The 19,530-nt window shown below is 42.9% G+C and carries 17 protein-coding genes; 7 read left to right on the top strand and 10 right to left on the bottom strand.

From position 1 onward, the window contains the following. Nucleotides 1-132 precede the first annotated feature (132 nt). The 3 genes from JMX48_RS01335 to radC all read right to left on the bottom strand — a co-directional run bounded on the left by JMX48_RS01335 (nt 133) and on the right by radC (nt 6,236). A complete protein-coding gene (locus JMX48_RS01335) occupies nt 133-1,506 on the bottom strand; it encodes a dicarboxylate/amino acid:cation symporter (RefSeq protein WP_201533429.1) in 1,374 nt (457 codons plus the stop codon). 694 nt (nt 1,507-2,200) lie between these two features. After that, a complete protein-coding gene (locus JMX48_RS01330; RefSeq protein WP_201533427.1) occupies nt 2,201-5,152 on the bottom strand; it encodes an acyl-CoA dehydrogenase in 2,952 nt (983 codons plus the stop codon). A 400-nt stretch (nt 5,153-5,552) separates the two neighbouring features. Then, the gene (gene radC / locus JMX48_RS01325) at nt 5,553-6,236 is read right to left on the bottom strand and encodes a RadC family protein (protein ID WP_201533424.1); all 684 of its coding nucleotides are present in this window, start codon (nt 6,234-6,236) and stop codon (nt 5,553-5,555) included. Between the two features lie 129 nt (nt 6,237-6,365). On the opposite strand from radC, the gene coaBC reads away from it, so the two are divergent. Together coaBC and JMX48_RS01315 are read left to right on the top strand one after the other, a co-directional pair. Further along, a complete protein-coding gene (coaBC, locus tag JMX48_RS01320) occupies nt 6,366-7,775 on the top strand; it encodes a bifunctional phosphopantothenoylcysteine decarboxylase/phosphopantothenate--cysteine ligase CoaBC (protein WP_201533422.1) in 1,410 nt (469 codons plus the stop codon). Between the two features lie 21 nt (nt 7,776-7,796). Then, a complete protein-coding gene (locus JMX48_RS01315) occupies nt 7,797-8,579 on the top strand; it encodes a sulfite exporter TauE/SafE family protein (RefSeq protein ID WP_227687848.1) in 783 nt (260 codons plus the stop codon). Nucleotides 8,580-8,700: 121 nt separating this feature from the next. Here JMX48_RS01315 and JMX48_RS01310 read toward each other — a convergent pair whose 3' ends face one another. The 3 genes from JMX48_RS01310 to JMX48_RS01300 all read right to left on the bottom strand — a co-directional run bounded on the left by JMX48_RS01310 (nt 8,701) and on the right by JMX48_RS01300 (nt 11,718). After that, nucleotides 8,701-9,615, bottom strand: a complete 915-nt coding sequence (locus JMX48_RS01310; protein ID WP_201533420.1) for a histone deacetylase — start codon at nt 9,613-9,615, stop codon at nt 8,701-8,703. Nucleotides 9,616-9,667: 52 nt separating this feature from the next. Next, nucleotides 9,668-10,531 (bottom strand): YbjN domain-containing protein, encoded by an 864-nt coding sequence (locus JMX48_RS01305; protein ID WP_201533418.1) that lies wholly within the window; start codon nt 10,529-10,531, stop codon nt 9,668-9,670. An 86-nt stretch (nt 10,532-10,617) separates the two neighbouring features. After that, entirely contained in the window at nt 10,618-11,718 is a 1,101-nt protein-coding gene (locus JMX48_RS01300; protein WP_227687837.1) for a hypothetical protein, read from the bottom strand. A 133-nt stretch (nt 11,719-11,851) separates the two neighbouring features. On the opposite strand from JMX48_RS01300, the gene ccmA reads away from it, so the two are divergent. From ccmA to ccmE, 5 genes are all read left to right on the top strand, one after another. After that, a complete protein-coding gene (gene ccmA, locus JMX48_RS01295; RefSeq protein WP_201533414.1) occupies nt 11,852-12,481 on the top strand; it encodes a heme ABC exporter ATP-binding protein CcmA in 630 nt (209 codons plus the stop codon). Between the two features lie 138 nt (nt 12,482-12,619). Further along, the gene (locus JMX48_RS01290; RefSeq protein ID WP_201533586.1) at nt 12,620-13,312 is read left to right on the top strand and encodes a heme exporter protein CcmB; all 693 of its coding nucleotides are present in this window, start codon (nt 12,620-12,622) and stop codon (nt 13,310-13,312) included. 339 nt (nt 13,313-13,651) lie between these two features. Further along, nucleotides 13,652-14,440 (top strand): heme ABC transporter permease CcmC, encoded by a 789-nt coding sequence (gene ccmC / locus JMX48_RS01285; RefSeq protein WP_201533412.1) that lies wholly within the window; start codon nt 13,652-13,654, stop codon nt 14,438-14,440. 16 nt (nt 14,441-14,456) lie between these two features. Further along, the gene (ccmD, locus tag JMX48_RS01280; RefSeq protein WP_201533410.1) at nt 14,457-14,678 is read left to right on the top strand and encodes a heme exporter protein CcmD; all 222 of its coding nucleotides are present in this window, start codon (nt 14,457-14,459) and stop codon (nt 14,676-14,678) included. A gap of 254 nt (nt 14,679-14,932) precedes the next feature. Then, nucleotides 14,933-15,433 carry a cytochrome c maturation protein CcmE gene (ccmE, locus tag JMX48_RS01275; protein WP_201533408.1) on the top strand — a complete coding sequence of 167 codons (501 nt, stop codon included), beginning with the start codon at nt 14,933-14,935 and terminating at the stop codon, nt 15,431-15,433. A 93-nt stretch (nt 15,434-15,526) separates the two neighbouring features. On the opposite strand, the gene JMX48_RS01270 is transcribed toward ccmE, so the two are convergent. The 4 genes from JMX48_RS01270 to JMX48_RS01255 form a co-directional block, all read right to left on the bottom strand. Further along, nucleotides 15,527-16,375 carry an aldo/keto reductase gene (locus JMX48_RS01270; RefSeq protein ID WP_201533406.1) on the bottom strand — a complete coding sequence of 283 codons (849 nt, stop codon included), beginning with the start codon at nt 16,373-16,375 and terminating at the stop codon, nt 15,527-15,529. Between the two features lie 370 nt (nt 16,376-16,745). Then, a complete protein-coding gene (locus JMX48_RS01265; RefSeq protein WP_201533404.1) occupies nt 16,746-17,705 on the bottom strand; it encodes a MetQ/NlpA family ABC transporter substrate-binding protein in 960 nt (319 codons plus the stop codon). 222 nt (nt 17,706-17,927) lie between these two features. Then, a complete protein-coding gene (locus tag JMX48_RS01260; protein ID WP_201533402.1) occupies nt 17,928-18,614 on the bottom strand; it encodes a methionine ABC transporter permease in 687 nt (228 codons plus the stop codon). A gap of 19 nt (nt 18,615-18,633) precedes the next feature. Further along, nucleotides 18,634-19,404: a methionine ABC transporter ATP-binding protein gene (locus tag JMX48_RS01255; RefSeq protein WP_201533400.1), complete on the bottom strand. Its 771-nt coding sequence runs from the start codon at nt 19,402-19,404 to the stop codon at nt 18,634-18,636. Between the last annotated feature and the right edge of the window lie 126 nt (nt 19,405-19,530).

The following is a 19,530-nucleotide window of genomic DNA, read 5'->3' as shown; positions in this document are numbered from 1 at the left end:
AAGTCACTACATCAAACCTGAAAAGTATAATAAGCAGCGCCAAAATCGTTTAGCCGACATAGTCGTACATAAAAAAACCTCAGCCAATGTGACTGAGGTTTTTTCTTATTAATATTTATTCAATTTGAATCATTATCGACGATCCACATCATTGTACTCACTACCCATGATCCCATCATTAAAGACTTCAGAGAATTCACGCTCATTGTCCTCATCGATATGACCATCGAATACGTCTTTGGCACCAGCATCAGGATCATTATAAATAGCCAGATCCATTTTGTTTTCTGACTTTGCCACAATAGCCGTCACTGCTGCATCACCACCGACGTTCACTGCGGTACGCAACATATCAAGAATACGATCCACACCTAAAATAAGACCAATACCTTCAATAGGTAAGCCGACTTGAGCAAATACCATGGACAACATAATTAGACCAACACCTGGCACGCCAGCAGTACCAACAGATGCCAAGACGGACATAAGGATAACAATCAGATAGTCGGTCACGCCCAAATCAATACCATAAATATTGGCAATGAAAATGGTCGCCGTACCTTGCATGATGGCCGTACCATCCATATTGATGGTCGCGCCAAAAGGAACGGTAAATGACGCGACTGAGTTATCAACCCCCATACGTTTGGTGACGGTACGCAAGGTAATAGGGATCGTCGCATTCGAGCTTGACGTACTAAAGGCAAAAATTTGAACTTCACGCATTTTTGTCAAGAAAGTCTTGATCGATAAGCCTGAAAAAAGCTTGAGCACAATCATCATGGTGATAAAGAAGTGGAAAGCCAATGAGCCAATCAGTACGGCAACATAACCAAGTAACGACCAAATAAGGTCTAAACCAAGCTCAGCCATCGCTTTAGTCAATAGTGCAAATACACCGTATGGTGCAAGGTTCATAATGATTGTCACCATTTTTAGGATGACTTCATTGATAAGCTCCAAGCTTTGTACCAAGCCCTTAGCAGGCTTACCAACCATCAAAATACTGATACCGATTAGGATAGCAAAGAAAATAATCGATAGCATATCGCCATTCGCCATCGCACTGATGGGGTTTGATGGAATAATATTAGAAAATACATCTAATAATGGTGGTGCTGACTGAGCTTCAAACGCGGCGTCAGTACCGATGTCCATACCTTTACCGATACCGAACACAATACCAAGCCCAATCGCAGTGGCAATTGCTAATGCCGTTGTCGTCATATAAATGAAAAACGTCTTACCACCAATACGACCAAGTAAGCGAATATCACCAATGCCGCAAACACCGCAAATCAGTGAAATAAGTACTAAAGGTACGACCAACATTTTTAGTGAATTAACAAAGAGCTTGCCAACAATCGCGAGAAAACCGTTTGTAATATACGTATTAACGAAACTGCCTTCAGCGTTTAGTCCTGAATAGTTTATAAATAAACCCAGTATAATACCGAGTATCATTGCAACAATAATCTTACCTGTCAGCCCCAAATTTTTCCACATACCCTCGATCCTTGATGTTTATAGTGTTAAGTCGTGCAATATTTTATATACAACTGTGCTATCTCTTATCTTTCCATTGATTTGGCTTTTTATATATTAGTCTCTTACAATCATGTTTTTGTCAACGGAACGCAGCGCAACTCACTCCTATAAGTTTTTAAATATAAATTAAATTCAGTCAGTTTTATTCATCAAACATCAGAAATTGTGCTGTCTCATTGGTGTAGAAATAGTAATGAAAAGAGCAGGGCCAATAAGAGGTATTGAAACTATCAATACCTCTTTAGTTAGAGAATGCGTTTTTTGATGCGAACGGCTTTCATATCGTATAGAAAAATGACAAGACGATTAGTTCATAAATTTTTTTCATTATTTCTAAATAAGGTAGCATCATCGTAACCGAGAATATCATGTAAGAAAAACGTAAATATTCTGTGCTCAGCCCCAAAAATTTTGGTGCTCAACAAGAAACTATAGATAAGATAACCCTGTTAAAGAGAGGTGGGGATTTTTGAGAGAGGCTTTCTAAAGGGAAATTTACTTGATAAGGACAAATTTTATAAACAAAAAAGACTGCCCAAGCTGGACAGTCTTTTTAAGAATAAAGGATTAAAAGATATTATTTAAGAGTTTAAGCAGGCTAATGGTCTTAACCCTTTTAAACCTCTCTAAACCTTGTCACTAAAATTTGTCACTAAACCTTGTCACTTTCATCGCGACGTAGGCCGTCTTGCAATTTCTTGTTATTAGCATCAATGGTAGAAGGATTCTCTACCTTGTCTTTTGCGACTTCTACATTTTCAGGCTTTTCAGCATTGTCTACCTGTTCGGGATGACCCGTACTGTATCTATTCTGACTGTGGTTGTTACTCATGCGCTCACTCAAATGTGACTCTGCGTCACGGTAGCGATGGTCAAGCGCTTCGGCATCAGGATTAGAATCACTAAAGTTAGTCTGAGTCCGCACTTCTTGAGCCGTGTCTTGCTCTGCCACCATTTCCACATCACCATCACTCTCATAACCATGATTTGGATTGGCATCACCAGTCTTATCATCAGTACTCGTAGGTGCTGTCAAGTTATCAGACGCGACATCACTGTCAGTCACAATACCATTTCTGGCCTGCGCCTCATTTTTTAATTGGGCATAGTCAGTTAGCTGCTGTACCGCATTATCAAGACTGTGTGGATTGCCACGTTGTAGTGCTTGCGCGAGATGCTCGTCAAATACATCAGTCAATAACGAATCAAAGCGTAAGGCATTATACTGAATGAGGACTTCCGCTTCTTCTTGAGTAATATCCTCGTTTTGACTGGCGTAAACCACATGATCTTCAAAGGTCAGTCCTTCATAGCTGTCTTTATGCTCTGCTTTTTTGAATTTCTGCCATAAAGGTTCTATGGCGATCAGCGTTTGATAAGCATGTTCCATGCGCCCAGTGACATCGTCTGCATCAGTATTATAGTAAACCATCGTTTTGAGATAATCACGAAATGGATTGGCCTCAAAATCGTCCATAAAGACATCACCCAACTGACGCTTTAGCTCATCGCTTGGTGGCGTAAAGATACGACCACTCGGGAACGTCACAAAACTAACCACACTGGCTGCCATGCGATTTGGGAAATTGGCAAAGAGTGATAAAAAGGCTTCTTGAATTGTATAAAAGCTGTTTTGAAGCGCCACTTCGGCATGCAAGCGTTCAGACTCTGATTTGGTACCATGCTCATAAAATTGCAAAATAGCTGTGGTGATAAATAAATGACCATGAATATCAGCTAAGCGCCCCGAGAGCATCTCTTTACGTTTTAAATCGCCAGCGAGTATTCCCAACGCCATATCAGCCGTCAAAGCAAAACTCGCACTCAAGCGATTGATATGCTTATAGTAAGGGCGAGTGAAGTTGTCAGCGAAACTTGGTGCATTATTACTACCACCGACGTAGCCTGCGATAAATGCTTTTGCTCCGCGATTAAAAGTGTAGCCCAAATGGCGGAAGAAAAGGGTGTCGAATTTTTTAATTGCGCCTTCTTTATCATCGCTTTGAAGCAATTGTAGCTCATCAAATAAGTAAGGATGGCAACGCATGGCACCTTGACCAAAGATCATCAGTGAGCGCGTCAAAATATTGGCACCCTCAACCGTGATGGATACGGGAATCGCTTGATAAGGCGTCGCCAAAAAGTTACGTGGCCCCATTTGTACAGCACGACCACCAACGACATCCATCCCGTCATTGACGACATTACGCATGGTTTCAGTCGCATAGTACTTTGCCATTGCCGTCATCACTGATGGCGTGCCACCTTGATTCAGTCCGCAAGTGACTAAATGACGAAACGCTTCTAGCATATAGGTATTGCTTGCCATGCGGCTAGTTGCGTCCTGTACACCTTCAAATTTACCGACTGAGATTTTAAACTGTTCGCGAACTTTAGCAAACGCGCCGACAGATAAATAAGTCATTTCACTCGCTGAAGTTGATAGAGCAGGCAAAGAGATGCCACGGCCAACACCCAAGCACTCCATCAGCATGCGCCAACCGCGACCAGCATTTTCAACACCACCGATGATGTAATCTAATGGGATAAAGACGTCTTTACCATCAACCGTACCATTCATAAATGGCGAGCCGATTGGGTTGTGACGTGGGCCCGTTACTACCCCTTTATGGCTAGCAGGAATCAGCGCACAAGTAATGCCGTAATCAGTTTTTTGCGGGTCACCAAGCAGGCCTTCAGGATCGTGCATCTTAAATGCTAAGCCCACGACAGTAGCGATAGGCGCTAGCGTAATCCAACGCTTCGAGAAGTTCATACGCAGACCGAGCACTTGCTCGCCCTCATGCATGCCATAACAAACCACGCCGGTATCAGGAATAGCGCCTGCGTCGGAACCTGCCTCGGGGCCCGTCAAACCAAAGCAAGGCACTTCATCACCTTTTGCAAGGCCGGGTAGCCAACGCTGCTTTTGTTCATCCGTACCATAATGCATCAACAGCTCACCAGGGCCGAGCGAGTTTGGTACCATACAAGTCACCGCAGCAGTCGGTGAGCGAGAAGCAATCTTACTCATTATACGGCTTTGCGCATAAGAGCTGAATGCTAGACCACCAAATTCTTTTGGAATAATCAAGCCTAAAAAGCCATTGCTTTTGATAAATTGCCACGCTTCCGGTGATAGATCTTTATCTTCATGCTGAATTTTCCATTCATCAAGCATGGCACAGAGCGTTTCTACTTCGTTATCAATAAAGCTTTGCTCTGCCTCTGACAACTCTGGGTAAGGGTAATTGGCAAAAGTATCCCAGTTAGGCGCACCCATAAACAGCTCTTTTTCCCACCAGCTAGTACCCGCATCGAGCGCTTCACGCTCCGTATCGCTCATACTAGGCATCGCGCCGCTCAATGCTTTATAGGCGGGCTTGGTCATTAAAGACTGGCGAAGCGGGGCAATGAGTAAAACCAAGCAAAGTAGCGCTATCGGTATGCCTAGTATGAGCGACCAAGGACTGATGATGGCGGTTATAATGACGGTAATAAGAGCGACAACGCTACCAGTGACACGTGATAGGGACAACAAAAAGATGGCCAAAACCATGGCTAATTGAATGATGACTGCCAAAATAAATAAGCCAATTGCCATGACTATCTCCTTTATAACGCTGAACTAAAAGCGTAAAAAATATGTGAATAAGAAAATTTTGAATAAATATAATTGTTATTTTTTCTGATGTTTGCTTGTTCTATGATTAACTCAAAGTAGATATCGATAATTGATTTTATAGCGAATTACCACACTTATTTAAAAAGTGAATTTCTTCTTGGTAGTTACATCAATTAAAACTCACTGAGTAAAAGATAAAGTTATCTAACAATATGAAACAGTCGTGAATCACTATCAATAGTTAAAATGCTACGCTGTGTCTATAATATGTATCGGGATTCGATAGTTTATGGACTCAAATGTCTCCTAAAGTTAGAAACTAATCAAATAAAAATTAGTCAAATAAAAACTAGTCAAATAGAAACTAGTCAAATAGAAACTAGTCAAAGGGCGTAAGACAGCTTTCGGCATAAGACAATGTGTCATTACGACCGACGATAATATGATCCACAAGCGATATGTCCAATAAATCACAGGCTTTTTTTAGCTCATAGGTGAGCAAGTTGTCTGCAATTGATGGCTGAGCATCGGTATGAGGATGATTGTGCGCAACAATTAGCTGGCTGGCTGCATGATTTAAAGCATGGCGTAATACGTGCTTAATACAGACTGAGCACGATGAAATGCCGCCCGTAAATAAGATCTCAAAGTTTAAAAGATTGAGTGCGTTGTCCAAACAAAGTACCGCAAAAACCTCTCGATGCTCCCCGCGCAGCTGCGTACTGATATAATCTTTGACCACTTGTGAGCGCCCGAGTGCTTGGCCTGTTTTGAGCTGACTGTCCAAATACCGTGTACCCATCTCAAGCGATGCCAATATCTGTGAGTATTTAGCAGGGCCGATACCGTGACAAGCAAGAACGGTTTCTTGAGGGGCCGCCAAAAGTTCTGCCAAGCTACCGAAATGCGCAATGAGATGACGAGCCAGCTCAAGTGCCGATTGCGACTTGGTTCCAGTACGTAAAAATATCGCCAAAATTTCTGCATCGGTAAGATGGGCTGCGCCAAATTTCAGCATTTTTTCGCGTGGTCTGTCTTCTTCATGCCAATCTTTGATTGCCATTATTTCTCCTTAAATATCAGTTAGTCGCAAATAGCTCAGTTAAATATAGAAAATCTTACCTAACTTATCTCATAATTGTTACTATAAGCGCAATTTTAACTTTCCACTTTTTATATCGATGCCATGCTTATGTCAAATATCGTGCTTGCTATCACTGGCGGTATCGCCGCTTATAAATCTGCTATATTTGCCCGCTTATTGATTAAGGCGGGCTTTGATGTGCGTGTCATTATGACCACAGGTGCACAGGCATTTATCACGCCTTTAACGCTGCAAGCCTTGACGGGTAATGAGGTGCATGTCTCACTACTTGACGAGAAAGCAGAAGCAGGAATGGGGCATATTGAGCTGGCTAAATGGGCTGATTTAATCGTCATTGCCCCAGCATCTGCCAATACACTCGCGCGCCTCGCAATGGGTATGGCAGATGATTTGTTGACGACCGTATGTCTTGCAACGACGGCGCCAGTCATGATTGCGCCAGCGATGAACCAGCAAATGTGGGCGCATCCGGCTGTGCATCTTAACGTACAAACACTGCGCGATATGAATTATTACATTATTCAGCCTGCAAGTGGTGAGCAAGCGTGTGGCGATGTGGGCGCAGGTCGACTGCCTGAGCCTGAACAGCTATTGGCTGAAGTGCTGTTATTCACTGCAATGCAAACAACGCCGCAGTTGTTGACAGGTAAAAGGGTCGTGATTACCGCAGGCCCAACGGTTGAAGCCATTGATCCAGTACGCTATTTGTCCAATCATTCTACTGGCAAAATGGGCTTCGCTTTAGCACGCGCTTGTGTGGCTGCTGGAGCCGAGGTGGTTTTAATTGCTGGTGGTAAAGTGGCGTTACCGACACCGCTTAATGTCACGCGTATTGATGTGTTGTCCGCTAAAGAGATGTTGCTTGCGGCCCAGCAATGTGTGGCGGGTACGCATAGCGAGTTAGCGTTTTTATCTGAAGAAGAGCACGATCATTCTCATGAACATGAACATGAACACGACCATCATGACGGCTGTGATTGCGATGACGCACATAGCGAAGAGCATATGCATGCGACTTCTGTCGATGAGGATTTTGTCGATGAAAGTAATGTGAGAGTCGCTGATATCTTTATTGCGACGGCAGCTGTGGCCGATTATCGCACCGAGCAGGCGGCTCCGCAAAAAATTAAAAAAACACAAGATACGATGGCGCTCAGTTTGGTCAAAAACCCTGATATTTTAGCGACTATTTCGCTTGCCCATCCAGCGCTATTCGTAGTGGGTTTTGCGGCAGAAACGCAGGATGTTGAGCATTATGCTCGCGGTAAGCTTGTGTCTAAAAACTTAGATTTGATCGCTTGTAATGATGTCTCACGCGCCGATATTGGTTTTGCCAGTGATGACAATGCGATGCAGGTTTTTTTCTCTGAGCGCTATGAGCGTGATGCACTGATACTTGAGAAAGCAAGCAAAGATGAGATTGCTGAGCAGTTAGCGGGTATTATTGGTGAGACAATCTGGCAGCGTCAGAATGGTTCGTTATGTGGTCATAATTAGAGATATGAAACTTTGAGTGATATGACGAGTATGGCTGGTGACGATAACATGCAGATGTTATTGCTGATAGCAATCTTTGCGCTGGCATCCTTGCTGCATGGTATTAGTGGGCTGGGTGCAACCTTGGTTACCACCACTGCGCTTGCTAGTATTTATCCGCTGCCACATGCCATTGTCTTGGTAATTTTTCCATCCTTAGTTGTCAATGCGATGACGTGGCTGGCTGGTGGCGGTCGCACGATTTGGCAAAACTTTATTTATTACGGCAGACGCTATTGGTTGCTTGCTTTAACCAGCTTGATTGGCAGTATCTTAGGCGCAAAATTACTACTGTGGGTAGACAGCGCTTATATCCTATTAGTACTGGCAGCTGTCATTGGGTTCTACGTAATAAGTAGCCTACTTGGTAAGCAATTTCGGTTACCTGATACCAAACCCGTACTCATCATTGTTGGGTTTAGCGCAGGCGTCATTGGCGGGGCAACCAATGCCATGTCTACCGTGCTAATGATGTATTTACTGTCTGCAAGTGACGATAAAAACACCATCGCCAAAGTCGGTAACATGTGCTATTTCTTGGGTAAAATAGCCCAAATCATTGTCCTACGTGAGCCTATCATGGCACTGAGTAATGGAGAGTGGCAGCTTATTACGCTGCTGAGTGTCATGTCGATTGTCGCACTTTTAGTCGGTATTCGCTTGCGTCGGTATTTACCACAAGCTCGCTTTCGCCAGCTTATTTTATTGATTTTAACGGTGCTTGGTATTCGAGTAGCATGGCAAGGTATTGCAGCATTTCTCTAAAGTTATATCGAGATTGGTTGTGGTGTAAAGGACAATTTGCATTTTATAAGTGATCTAATATTATTCGATTCGTCAGCTTTACTTTGTAGCAACCAATCAAACCAAGCCACACATTCGCTCTTTAGATAGCCTCACCAAAATAAATCTGTTGTGCCAAACGAAAGGTATTACAGTGTGCTTCCACCACATCTTCGATATCTTCTGAATAGCCGCCGCCCATCACGATCGCGACGGGAATATTGGCATTTTTTGCTTGACGTAATACATATTCATCACGCGCTTTGCAGCCCTCTATGGTCAGTCCCAGTTTTCCTAATTTATCCGTCGCAAGCACATCGACAGCAGATTGGTAAAACATCATGTCTGGCGCAAAATCATTTATTAAACCTGGTAACGTTGCTTCTAAAATCTGCAAATATTCTTCATCACCAGTCTCGTTATCTAGTTCAATATCCAAATCGGATTGTTGCTTACGAAATGGGTAGTTTTTGGCGCCATGCATACTAAAAACAAAAACGCGAGACTCATCGGCCATGATACTGGCGTTGCCGTTGCCTTGATGCACATCCAAATCAACAATCAAAATCTTTTGCACTTGACCACGATTGAGTAATAAGTTACTGGCAATACACACATCATTTAGGACACAAAACCCCTCACCATGATCGGCAAACGCATGATGTGTGCCGCCTGCAACATTCATCGCCACGCCATATTGCTGAGCATATAACGCACATTCATAAGTTGCATGAGCAATATAACGACCACGCTCTACCAGCGCTGGCGTCATCTCAAAACCGATGGCTCGTGCCTCCTTTCTTGGTAGCGTTTGGGCTTTCAGGTTATCCCAATACTCTTGCGTATGAGTGGTCAAGATCTCTTCTTCACTCAATTGTGTCGGTGCAAAAAAGTTGTCGGTACTAATCGTTCCTTCAGCCAATAGACGTTCAGGAATCATAGTATATTTTTGCATTGGAAAGCGATGTTTTTCAGGCACCGAATAACGAAAAATATCAGAGTAAGCGATTTTTAGCATAATGTTAAATGAGTTCTTTTTAAAGTGAATTAATTATATTTAAATCAGGGATTTATTGAACAAACTGCGTAGGCAAAAAGAACGTACGCGCGTCTGCTTGTTGCCGTAGATTCAGCATCAGTGTTTGTAAATCTTCGGTAGGATTTGGATTGTTGACCAAATCAAAAAACAACTCATGAGCGACCGTGGTCATGGCGATCACGCTTTGCAGTAAATGTTCAATAGTATCGTCATTAATACCAACCACTTCGACATCGATAGCGTTTTTGTAGCGTATCTCGCCATCATTGACATCCATTTCTAGATTGCCAATCAGCATGTCATAATTGAGCTGAGTGATTAATAGCATTGCTGCATTTTGATGATTCTCTGGTATCAAAAATGGCAAGATTCCATAGACGGCGAGCAGCTTGGTTTTTTCTTGAACTCGGAATAGGTAACCACAGTTTAGTTGCTTATGGCGCATTCTTAGCGACAAATGATGCGATAAGTGGCTGTCATTGGTTTTGGGCTGATAGTGAGTATAGTGCCATTGTTTGCTATCAAAGTATTGTTTCAGCACATCGATAATAGGGGTGTTATTAGACGCTTGTTGTTCTGAGTTCAGGTTAGCGGAAACCGTTTGCCCATACTTATGATCATTTTTAGCATCAGATTCAGAGCCAAGATCAGTACTATCAATATCAATATCAATATCAATATTGGCATTGGCATTGGCGTCGCTGTTAGGATGACTCCGACGTTCACTACCGATATCACTGTTCAGTGCATGATGGGTTTCTGAGTAGAGCGTATTAGCGTCATCTGGCGACAACGGCGATGGCTTTTTTGTACCATTGACAATAGACGGCGGTGCAGAAGCCGTCAGGAATCGTCTAATTTTTTGCCATAAGCTGAGTTTGTTACGTTGGCTCATAATCTTTTTCTGACAAATAGGTTCTGACAAATAGGTTCTGATAAATAAATAGTCTCAAAGACTGATAAATACCCTTAAACGCCAAATTACCCGTTATTAAGTGTCAAGTTGTCTTTGATCGTTGGCTGATTATAAAACGCCTGTAGCATTTCACGAATATGTGCCGTGAACCAAGGACTTTCAAGGGCATCGTTTACAACAGGCAATAGCGCCGTGCTAAATTGTGTCATGGCCTGCTCATCGATGTACAAGCTTGCGGCGACGGTAGCAATAGTATCTGCTTGATGATTACCATACCAAGTATCGATGCTGGCTGCCACGAGGCTATGCAAGTAAGGCGACAGTCGAAGGCGGTTATAGCTTTGCTGGATACTGGCTTCAATATGATCGATACTACTATTGTCAGGCTCATCTCGCAAATAAGTTTGTAGATGGCTGACAGGTTGGTCTTTGATCCGCGCCCAACCTGTGACTAATAATCGCGCGACTTCTTCATTTGATAGATGCTCTTGCGCATTGGTTTCTGCTCGGCGTGCCAAATCTTTAATGTTACGATGCAAATATGCTTGCAACTTTTCGTCAAGATTTCTGTTGGTCGCCTTTTCAAAAGAGCTGCGCCCAAGCTTCATCAGTTTACCGACACCACCTGCTTTATCTAGCGTGGTTTCCATAAAGTCATTGATCGCGTGATATAGCGTTTGCGTCAGCAAATCTGCAAAGGTGTCATTGCCGATCAGCGTATGAATTAGGCCATTGCGCTGTTGTTCATGACTACCGACATAATTGGCAAGTGTCTCAACCTGCGTGTCATCTACCAATTCAGACAAAGGCACATTGTCATTGACCGGATGATAAATAACGGTATGCAAGATATCGCGAATATCAGTACGCATTGCCTCGCTTATTGGTTGATTGAGCAGCCAGTCATTCACTAAATGTTGTAAATGGTCGCGGCTGAGATATTTATTTAAGGGTTGCTCACCAAACCACTGCCAAGCTTCTATACTCAGAGGCTCAGCTTGTTTGCGTAACCACTGCTGCATAAAATCAACTTGGGCATCGATTAAGCTGTCTATGGTTAGGCTGGTGCTACTTAAGCTTGCCTGAGAGTGGCTATTTTCAGTATCTACCGTATATTCAGTATCTACTTGAGGCGTCTGGTTTAGGCTATCTTTTGAAGTCTGCATAGGTTTTGAGGTCATAGTAATCGACAATTTGTTATACTGTGTATTTGTAGTAAGCATAAAGTATTATGCCATGAACAGCGTATTTGTTTGTGATGAATATTGACTGCCGCTTGATAAATAATGAGAGGTTTTGATGACGGCTTTGGATACACACTTACTTGTGCTTGATGAGCTGACCGTTCAGCGTGGTGAAATTCCGTTATGTGAAGCGGTGACACTTCATCTATCTGCTGGTAGTATTTGTCATCTCATTGGTGCGAATGGTACCGGTAAGACGACGCTACTGATGCAGCTGGCTGGATTATTGCCGGTGCTTACTGGTGAGATTATCTATCAAGGAACAGTAAGATTGCCCATTCAGCCCTTGTATGTGTCGCACCAATTGGGTATCCATCCAAATCTCACCGTCGCACAAAATTTGACGTTTTTGCTCAATTTATATGGTATTACACCAAGTGCAACAGACATTGATGATGCGCTTACTTGGGTGGGGCTGCAAGGGTTTGAAACCATCAGCTCAAGCCATTTATCCGCTGGGCAAACACGCCGTATCACCCTTGCACGGCTCTATTTATTGACGCCTAATGTGACCCCTTTGTGGTTGCTTGACGAGCCCTTCACGGCCCTTGATACTGATATGGTGGCACGGATGGAAGACAGGTTACGCGATTTTGCTAATGCGGGCGGCGCGATATTAACGACCAGTCACCAAGCAGTCGGTGTGGCCAATCAAGTGCTCGACTTGTCAGACTATATGGTTTAGGTAGCGCGCTGATACTAACGTATCGATCTTATGTCGTGCCGACTATAGTATAAGTACGATAAATAGTATAAGTACAATCGAAAGAGCAAATAAATGTCACAAACAGACAGTACGACACAAGCGATGAATAACAGCTCAATGACTATCGTGCCGACTTTGCGTGGTATTAGCTTTAGGCAATTATGGGCGCGCGAATGGCAAGTAAAACAGCAAGGGGCAGTGCAGTGGCTATATCCTTTGGTCTTGTTTTTGGTAATTATTACTTTGTTTCCATTAGCCGTTGGTAGTGAGCCTGCGCTATTACAGCGATTGGGGGTGTCGGCTGTGTGGATTGCTGCTTTGCTATCGCTTGTGATGGGAGTGGATGGTTTGTTTAAACCGGCCCTTGATAATGGCACGCTGGCACAATTGGTCGTCGCCAACGCTTCATTACCATTATGGGTGCTGATCCGCTTAGCGATTCATTGGGTATTTAGCAGTGGCATCGTGGCAGCATTGAGTTTACTCGCTGTGCCTTTATTTCAGCTTAGCTGGTTCGAGGCGTGGATACTGATGGCGTCTATTGTCGCTGGTAGCCCAATGCTATTAATGCTATCAGCGATTGCTAGTAGTTTGACATTGTCATTGAAGAATGGCGCGGTGCTCGTGCCTTTGATTGCACTGCCTATGCAATTGCCTGTATTGATTTTTGCGACAGGCGCGGTCGATTTATATGCGACTGGTCTTAATGGGTTGCCTATCTTAGCCTTATTATTGGCAGGTAGTATTATTTCAGTCTTAGTCATGCCATGGGTGATTGCGCTAACCTTAAAAATGGCTTGGTTGAATTAAATAATAGACCATTTATCTTGTAGTCTGTTCAATATAAAGTTGATACGTTAATAGTGACACGCCCTAGTATAAATTTTTCTTGCTTGCTGTTATCACAGAGGCTACGAAAAATTGATCTTAGTCGCACTGTATCGGTTTTAAAATGAATTCACTATATCAAAACCCTTTTTACTAACATCATGATGAAAACGGGCAACTTTGCTATAATAGCCAATTAAGTAGGTAAACCGTTCTTTGTAGATTCTATCCAGTGTTTAACGCCAGCAGGCTAGCAGATCGTAGCGCCCATAATGGGCAATATCTGTCCCACCCAGTAAGCTGAGTAATAGGTTTATTCCCATGCCCAACCTGAATAACGTCTCATCTCCCAGCCTGTGGCAACGCATTTGGCAAGGTTTCTTGACGACTGTGGGTACCAAGCAGTTTTTTCATACTTTTACACCTTGGGTTAAATGGTTGGCGATATTAGCCAGTATCTGTCTACTCATCGGTAGTATTTGGGGACTTGCTTTTGCACCACCTGATTATTTGCAAGGCAATAGTTACCGTATTATTTTTATCCACGTACCAGCAGCCAGTCTCGCCATTTCTATCTATTTTTCCCTTGCCGTGCTGGGTGTAATTTATTTGGTGTGGAAAATTAAGACGGCCAGTTTAGTCGCGCAAGCAATTGCGCCGATAGGGTTTTTGCTATGTGTGATTAGTTTGCTAACCGGTTCTATTTGGGCAAAACCCACGTGGGGAACTTACTGGGTATGGGATGCGCGTTTGACGTCTATGCTGATTCTGGCGTTTTTATATGCAGGCGTTATGGCATTGTTTGCCGCTTTTGAACACACAGCCAATCGTGGTAAGGCTGCGGCTATTTTATCTATTGTCGGCGCGGTAAACTTACCCATTATCAAATACTCAGTACAATGGTGGAATACCCTGCATCAAGGCTCGACCTTTACCTTAACCGCCGCACCAAAAATGTCGGCAGATATGTGGATGCCATTGTTACTCATGATTATCGGCAGTTATTTATTGGTCGCAACATTGGCAATTTATCGTACCAATACCTTGATTTTATCTCGTGACCAAGGTAAAGCTTGGGTGAAAGAATACATCCGTGGTCAACACAAATAACGGCTAGGAAAATATTATGCAGCCCTATTTTTATAGCATGTCTGAGTTTTTCGCCATGGGTAAACATGGCGTTTTTGTGTGGTCATGCTGGGCTATCGCGGTTGGCGTGATGCTGGTTTTCATTATTTATAGTCGCCGGCAACGACAAGCACTGATCAAGCAATTGACTATTCAACAAGCACGTCAAGCGCAGCGCACTGCCAAGATACCAATGCCTGTAACCAAGCAATCTAGTTAAGAAAATTGTCATAATATTATGGCGTTAACACATAACATTGGTATGTCTCATTTATAAATATATGACATTATGAGTAACGATACCGCTTGTTGATGCGGCTTATTGATTTGTCCGAAAAATGCTATTATATAGCCATTAGAAAAGTACGATTAGAAAGACATTCCTAAAATTTTTTCTAATGGTAGTTTCTTTAATGTTTTTTGTTTTATAGGTTGATCGTTTGTAAAACAGCAAGTCATCAATGAGGTAGTGGTATGAACGCAGTTCGTCGCAAAAAACTGATGTGGGTTATGTTTACACTTGCAGGAACAGCGATAGCTGTGGTGCTGATTCTCTATGCCATTGGGCAACAAACCGACTACTACTTTGATGCTACCGCCATTGCTCAAGGTGAAGCGCCACAAGATAAGCGTATTCGTGCTGGCGGTATGGTCGTTGCAGGTAGCGTGAAGCGGGCATCAGACAATCCACTGAACGTTGAGTTTGCTATTACCGACTTTAAATCTACAGTTCCAGTCACTTATCAAGGTATCTTGCCTGATTTGTTTGCTGAAAATTCAGGCGTCGTCGCCACAGGTAAGATGCAGGGTGATACCTTTGTCGCTGGGGAAGTATTGGCCAAGCATGACGAAAACTATATGCCACCTGAAGTCGCCAAATCGATGAAAGAAAATAACCGTAGTGGGGCGGCTCCTTCTTCTGAACAATACAATCCTGCCGAAAAAGTTCACGAGACAAAGACGCTGCAACAATAGTATGAGATTATTGACTTTCTAATCTTCATAAGAAAAGGCCACCGATATTATCGGTGGCCTTTTTGATGGCTAATTTTTAATAGCAATTAGCAATTAGTCATCCCATACAGGGCTATAATCAGGATGTTCAATTTTTCGGCCGCCAGAGCTGGCCAATCCACCAATTTTTTCTAATTCTTCTGTACTCAACTCTATACGGGTTGCGTCTAGATTTCCTTGTAAGTGATCAGGATTAGAGGTTTTTGGAATGGCAACACGGTGTTTGTCTGATAAAATCCAAGCCAACGATATCTGTGCTGGCGTCACATTATGCTTATCAGCAATTTCCTTAATAATGTCATTATCGAACACATCGCCACGTGCTAGTGGTGAATAGGCTTCGAGTAAAATATGATGATTATTCAAGAACGTTTGCAATGTATCTTGCTTGATAAATGGATGAAACTCTACTTGGTTTACGACAATCGGTACGTCAGCGTATTTTTTTGCTTCAATGATATCCGCGATATTGAAGTTAGAAACACCAATATGTCGCGTTAATCCTTGTTTTTGTAGCTCACACAATGCAGGAATCGTTTCAGATAGTGGCACGCGATCGTCTGGCCAATGTAAAAGCAGCAGATCAACATAATCAGTATCTAAATCCTCTAACGAACGCTTAGCAGCTTCAACAAGCTTTTCTGGCTGAAATTTCATGTCATCAGGAAAGATTTTCGTGGTCAAAAAGAACTTATCACGAGCCACGCCTGATTGTTTAATACCTTGACCCACTTCTTTTTCATTGCCATAAGCTTGAGCGGTGTCAATGTGTTCATAGCCCATCTCCAACGCTTTTTTGACGACGTCTACGCAGTCCTGACCGGTGGACTGCCAAGTGCCTAGTCCTAATACGGGAATATTTGCTTGTCCAGCAGTACGGATATTATAATTTTTAGAAGTCATATGATTAGCCTTATATTTTATAATTTGTTTTGAACTAAAAACTTAGTGTCAGCGATAGCAGAAATCAGTTTGATTGAGCAACTGTTTAGCCGGACTACTATATTAGCTCGCTTACTATAGAAAAAATTCACAAAAATTGGAAGGGTAAGTGACGGTTTCCTACAAAGGACAAACAAGTTGTAACGTCATTTTTAGGAATGGTTAGGCTATGCAAGGGTCGTTTAAAAGGGTCACAGTCATAAAAACCACGCCATAAAAGCCACGCCATAAAAAACGCCCAAAGCAGTTAAGCATTGAGCGTCTATAACCAGCATTGAGCGTTTATGACTATCATGATACCCATGTTTCAGGGCATTTTGGACATTTACTCTTACTGAGCAGGTGCTTCTACAGGTGCTGTTTTTGCAGCAGTATCTGTGTTTGTACTTTGGGCAGTGCCCCAGATTTTTGGATATTTATAACCTGGGAAAGTTTCATGCGCATACTTTTTAAAGGCTTCTGAGTTATAGGCGTTAGTCACGTCTTCAACCCATTTTTTGCCAGCATCGGCAGACTTAATGGCTGACCAGTTAACGTAAGCAAAACTTGGCTCCTGGAATAGAGCATCCGTTAAATTGATACCAGCGTCCGTTGCATAGTTACCATTGATAACCGCGAAGTCCACTTCATCACGAGCACGTGGTAGCTGAGCCGCTTCTAATTCAACGATTTTGATGTCATATTTGCTGTTATCAGCGATATCTGTTTTTGATGCAGTCAATGGATCAATATTGTCTTTTAGGGTAATCCAACCAAGATCACTCATCATCACCAATGCACGGGCAAAGTTACTTGGATCGTTTGGTGCAGAGACGCTCATACCTTTATAAGCTTCTGTTAATTTGGTCTTTTTGCCTGAATATATGCCAAGTGGCGCGGTCGGTACTTGGAACGCTTCAACCAAATCAAGGTTATTTTCTTTCTTGAAGTTATCAAGGTAAGGCTTATGCTGGAAGATATTAATATCCAAATCACCTTCCGCCAATGCAAGGTTCGGACGAACATAATCAGTGAAGGCAACCAGCTCTACTTCATAACCTTGAGCTTCAAGTGAGCTTTTAACTTGATTACGTACCATATCAGCAAAATCGCCTTCGGTAGTACCAATGACGATTTTTGTATGATCAGGATCGATATCACTAGCAGCGGTCTCTGCCGTTGCGCCTTCAGTAACGGGTTCTTTCGTCGCTTCTGGTGCTGATGAATTGTTGCAACCAACCAATACCAAGCTTGATACACCAACAGCCGCAAATGCAGTCGCTAATTGACGACTGATATCTGTTAATTTCATGGAACTTCCTTAATAATAGAGATTGAATATAGGGCAAAGTGGGATCGCTAAAAAAGCAACATTGGGGATAACAATGCTGCTAGGGTGTTAATTTAGTAACAAAACTAAAGGGTCTCAGTAACAAAGTCAAGTATTTTGCTTAGGATGAATCGGCATTAGACCTTGAGCGTTATGACTATTAGCGCTCACTGATTTTGTTTTGACATTATCTCCAATCAGCTCTTAGCGTTTATCCAAACGAGTAGCTAACCAATTACCAGTGGCTTGAATCGAAATCACCATGATTGATAGTACAATCACGATAAAAATCATCACTTCAGTTTGATAACGATAATAGCCGTAACGAATGGCCAAATCACCCAAACCACCACCGCCAATCATACCAGCCGCCGCTGAATAAGATAACAGACTGATACACAGAATCGTCACTGACAATATCAGACCTGAGCGTGCTTCATTAAGTAACACTTTGATAATTGTCAAAGGACGCGCGCCCATCGATTCGGTTGCTTCGATAATACCGCGCGGTACTTCACGTAAGTTTTGTTCGACCAAGCGGGCAAAATAAAATGAACCTGCGATTGCCAATACTAGTGAGGCAGCAATAGGGCCAATACCGGTACCAACAATGGCTTTGGTAAAAGGACTCATGGCAATCATTAGAATGACAAAAGGAAAGGCACGCATAAAGTTGGTGATGCTGCCAAGCACGCCATACAGTGTCTTGTTTTGCAAAAACTGGCGATCACTGGATAAAAATAAGAATATGCCAAACAGCCCGCCGATCACAATGGCGACTGTCGTTGAAATACCAAGCATGATGAACGTATCAATAAACGCATTCACAATCTCTTTGCGCAGTACAAATAGCTTGTCTATTGAGGCGGATAATTCAGTACCAGTTAACATATGTATTTCTCCTGCCTCATTAATCTTCGTGTACTAAGCCTTTGCCAATCGGGGTAGTTGCTTGAATCAGACCGTCTCTTACTTCTGCAACTTCTAGTAGTTTTCCTTGATGCAGTAATGCCGCACGATCACAGAGTCTACGAATGACGCTCATCTCATGTGTCACAATCACAATGGTCACGCCCAGTTGTTCATTAATATCACGTAAACAGGTTAGCAAGCTGCGAGTCGTCGCAGGATCAAGGGCACTAGTCGGCTCATCGGCCAATAGGACTTTTGGACTTGGAGCGATTGCTCGAGCAATCCCCACGCGCTGTTTCTGTCCACCTGATAGCTGAGCAGGATAATGGCCAGCACGATCAATCAGATCTACGATTTCAAGACAGTCCATGACTCGTTTATGAATATCGCGGCTAGGGTAGCCTGAAACCGTTAAGTTAAAAGCCACATTGTCAAAGACGGTACGATTGGACATCAAGTTAAACTGCTGAAAAATCATACCAATATTATGACGAGCAATACGCAGCTCGCTCGCAGACAGCGTGGTTAAGTCAGTGCCATCGATAATGACGTTGCCAGAATCTGGGCGCTCAAGCATATTAATCAGACGTAATAACGTCGATTTACCCGCACCTGAATAGCCCATTAAACCAAAAATTTCGCCTTGCTGGACAGAGAGAGATGTTGGCTCAACGGCCGTAAACCAATGCGGTTTGCCATCTTCGTTTTTGATTGATCGGTCGCTCAAAAAACTTTTGGTCACATCGTTTAAGACAATCATGTCATTCATGGAGGGCTCAAAATTCAATAATTTTTAATAGTTATGAACGCGTTGTCATGCCTCTACTATAATGTGAGAAGCCAATGCAAAAACAACCGTCAATAACCTTATGAGAAGGGGCGCTAATATAGCATA

It is taken from the genome of Psychrobacter immobilis (assembly GCF_904846225.1).
Lineage (GTDB): Bacteria > Pseudomonadota > Gammaproteobacteria > Pseudomonadales > Moraxellaceae > Psychrobacter > Psychrobacter immobilis_F.
This window is presented reverse-complemented; position numbering and strand designations above follow the sequence as displayed.

Bases quoted from the DNA above. Each gene is read 5' to 3' on its own strand.
- JMX48_RS01335 (WP_201533429.1), bottom strand. From the start codon at position 1,506: ATGTGGAAAAATTTGGGGCTGACAGGTAAGATTATTGTTGCAATGATA.
- JMX48_RS01330 (WP_201533427.1), bottom strand. From the start codon at position 5,152: ATGGCAATTGGCTTATTTATTTTGGCAGTCATCATTCAATTAGCCATG.
- radC (WP_201533424.1), bottom strand. From the start codon at position 6,236: ATGGCAATCAAAGATTGGCATGAAGAAGACAGACCACGCGAAAAAATG.
- coaBC (WP_201533422.1), top strand. From the start codon at position 6,366: ATGTCAAATATCGTGCTTGCTATCACTGGCGGTATCGCCGCTTATAAA.
- JMX48_RS01315 (WP_227687848.1), top strand. From the start codon at position 7,797: ATGACGAGTATGGCTGGTGACGATAACATGCAGATGTTATTGCTGATA.
- JMX48_RS01310 (WP_201533420.1), bottom strand. From the start codon at position 9,615: ATGCTAAAAATCGCTTACTCTGATATTTTTCGTTATTCGGTGCCTGAA.
- JMX48_RS01305 (WP_201533418.1), bottom strand. From the start codon at position 10,531: ATGAGCCAACGTAACAAACTCAGCTTATGGCAAAAAATTAGACGATTC.
- JMX48_RS01300 (WP_227687837.1), bottom strand. From the start codon at position 11,718: ATGCAGACTTCAAAAGATAGCCTAAACCAGACGCCTCAAGTAGATACT.
- ccmA (WP_201533414.1), top strand. From the start codon at position 11,852: ATGACGGCTTTGGATACACACTTACTTGTGCTTGATGAGCTGACCGTT.
- JMX48_RS01290 (WP_201533586.1), top strand. From the start codon at position 12,620: ATGACTATCGTGCCGACTTTGCGTGGTATTAGCTTTAGGCAATTATGG.
- ccmC (WP_201533412.1), top strand. From the start codon at position 13,652: ATGCCCAACCTGAATAACGTCTCATCTCCCAGCCTGTGGCAACGCATT.
- ccmD (WP_201533410.1), top strand. From the start codon at position 14,457: ATGCAGCCCTATTTTTATAGCATGTCTGAGTTTTTCGCCATGGGTAAA.
- ccmE (WP_201533408.1), top strand. From the start codon at position 14,933: ATGAACGCAGTTCGTCGCAAAAAACTGATGTGGGTTATGTTTACACTT.
- JMX48_RS01270 (WP_201533406.1), bottom strand. From the start codon at position 16,375: ATGACTTCTAAAAATTATAATATCCGTACTGCTGGACAAGCAAATATT.
- JMX48_RS01265 (WP_201533404.1), bottom strand. From the start codon at position 17,705: ATGAAATTAACAGATATCAGTCGTCAATTAGCGACTGCATTTGCGGCT.
- JMX48_RS01260 (WP_201533402.1), bottom strand. From the start codon at position 18,614: ATGTTAACTGGTACTGAATTATCCGCCTCAATAGACAAGCTATTTGTA.
- JMX48_RS01255 (WP_201533400.1), bottom strand. From the start codon at position 19,404: ATGAATGACATGATTGTCTTAAACGATGTGACCAAAAGTTTTTTGAGC.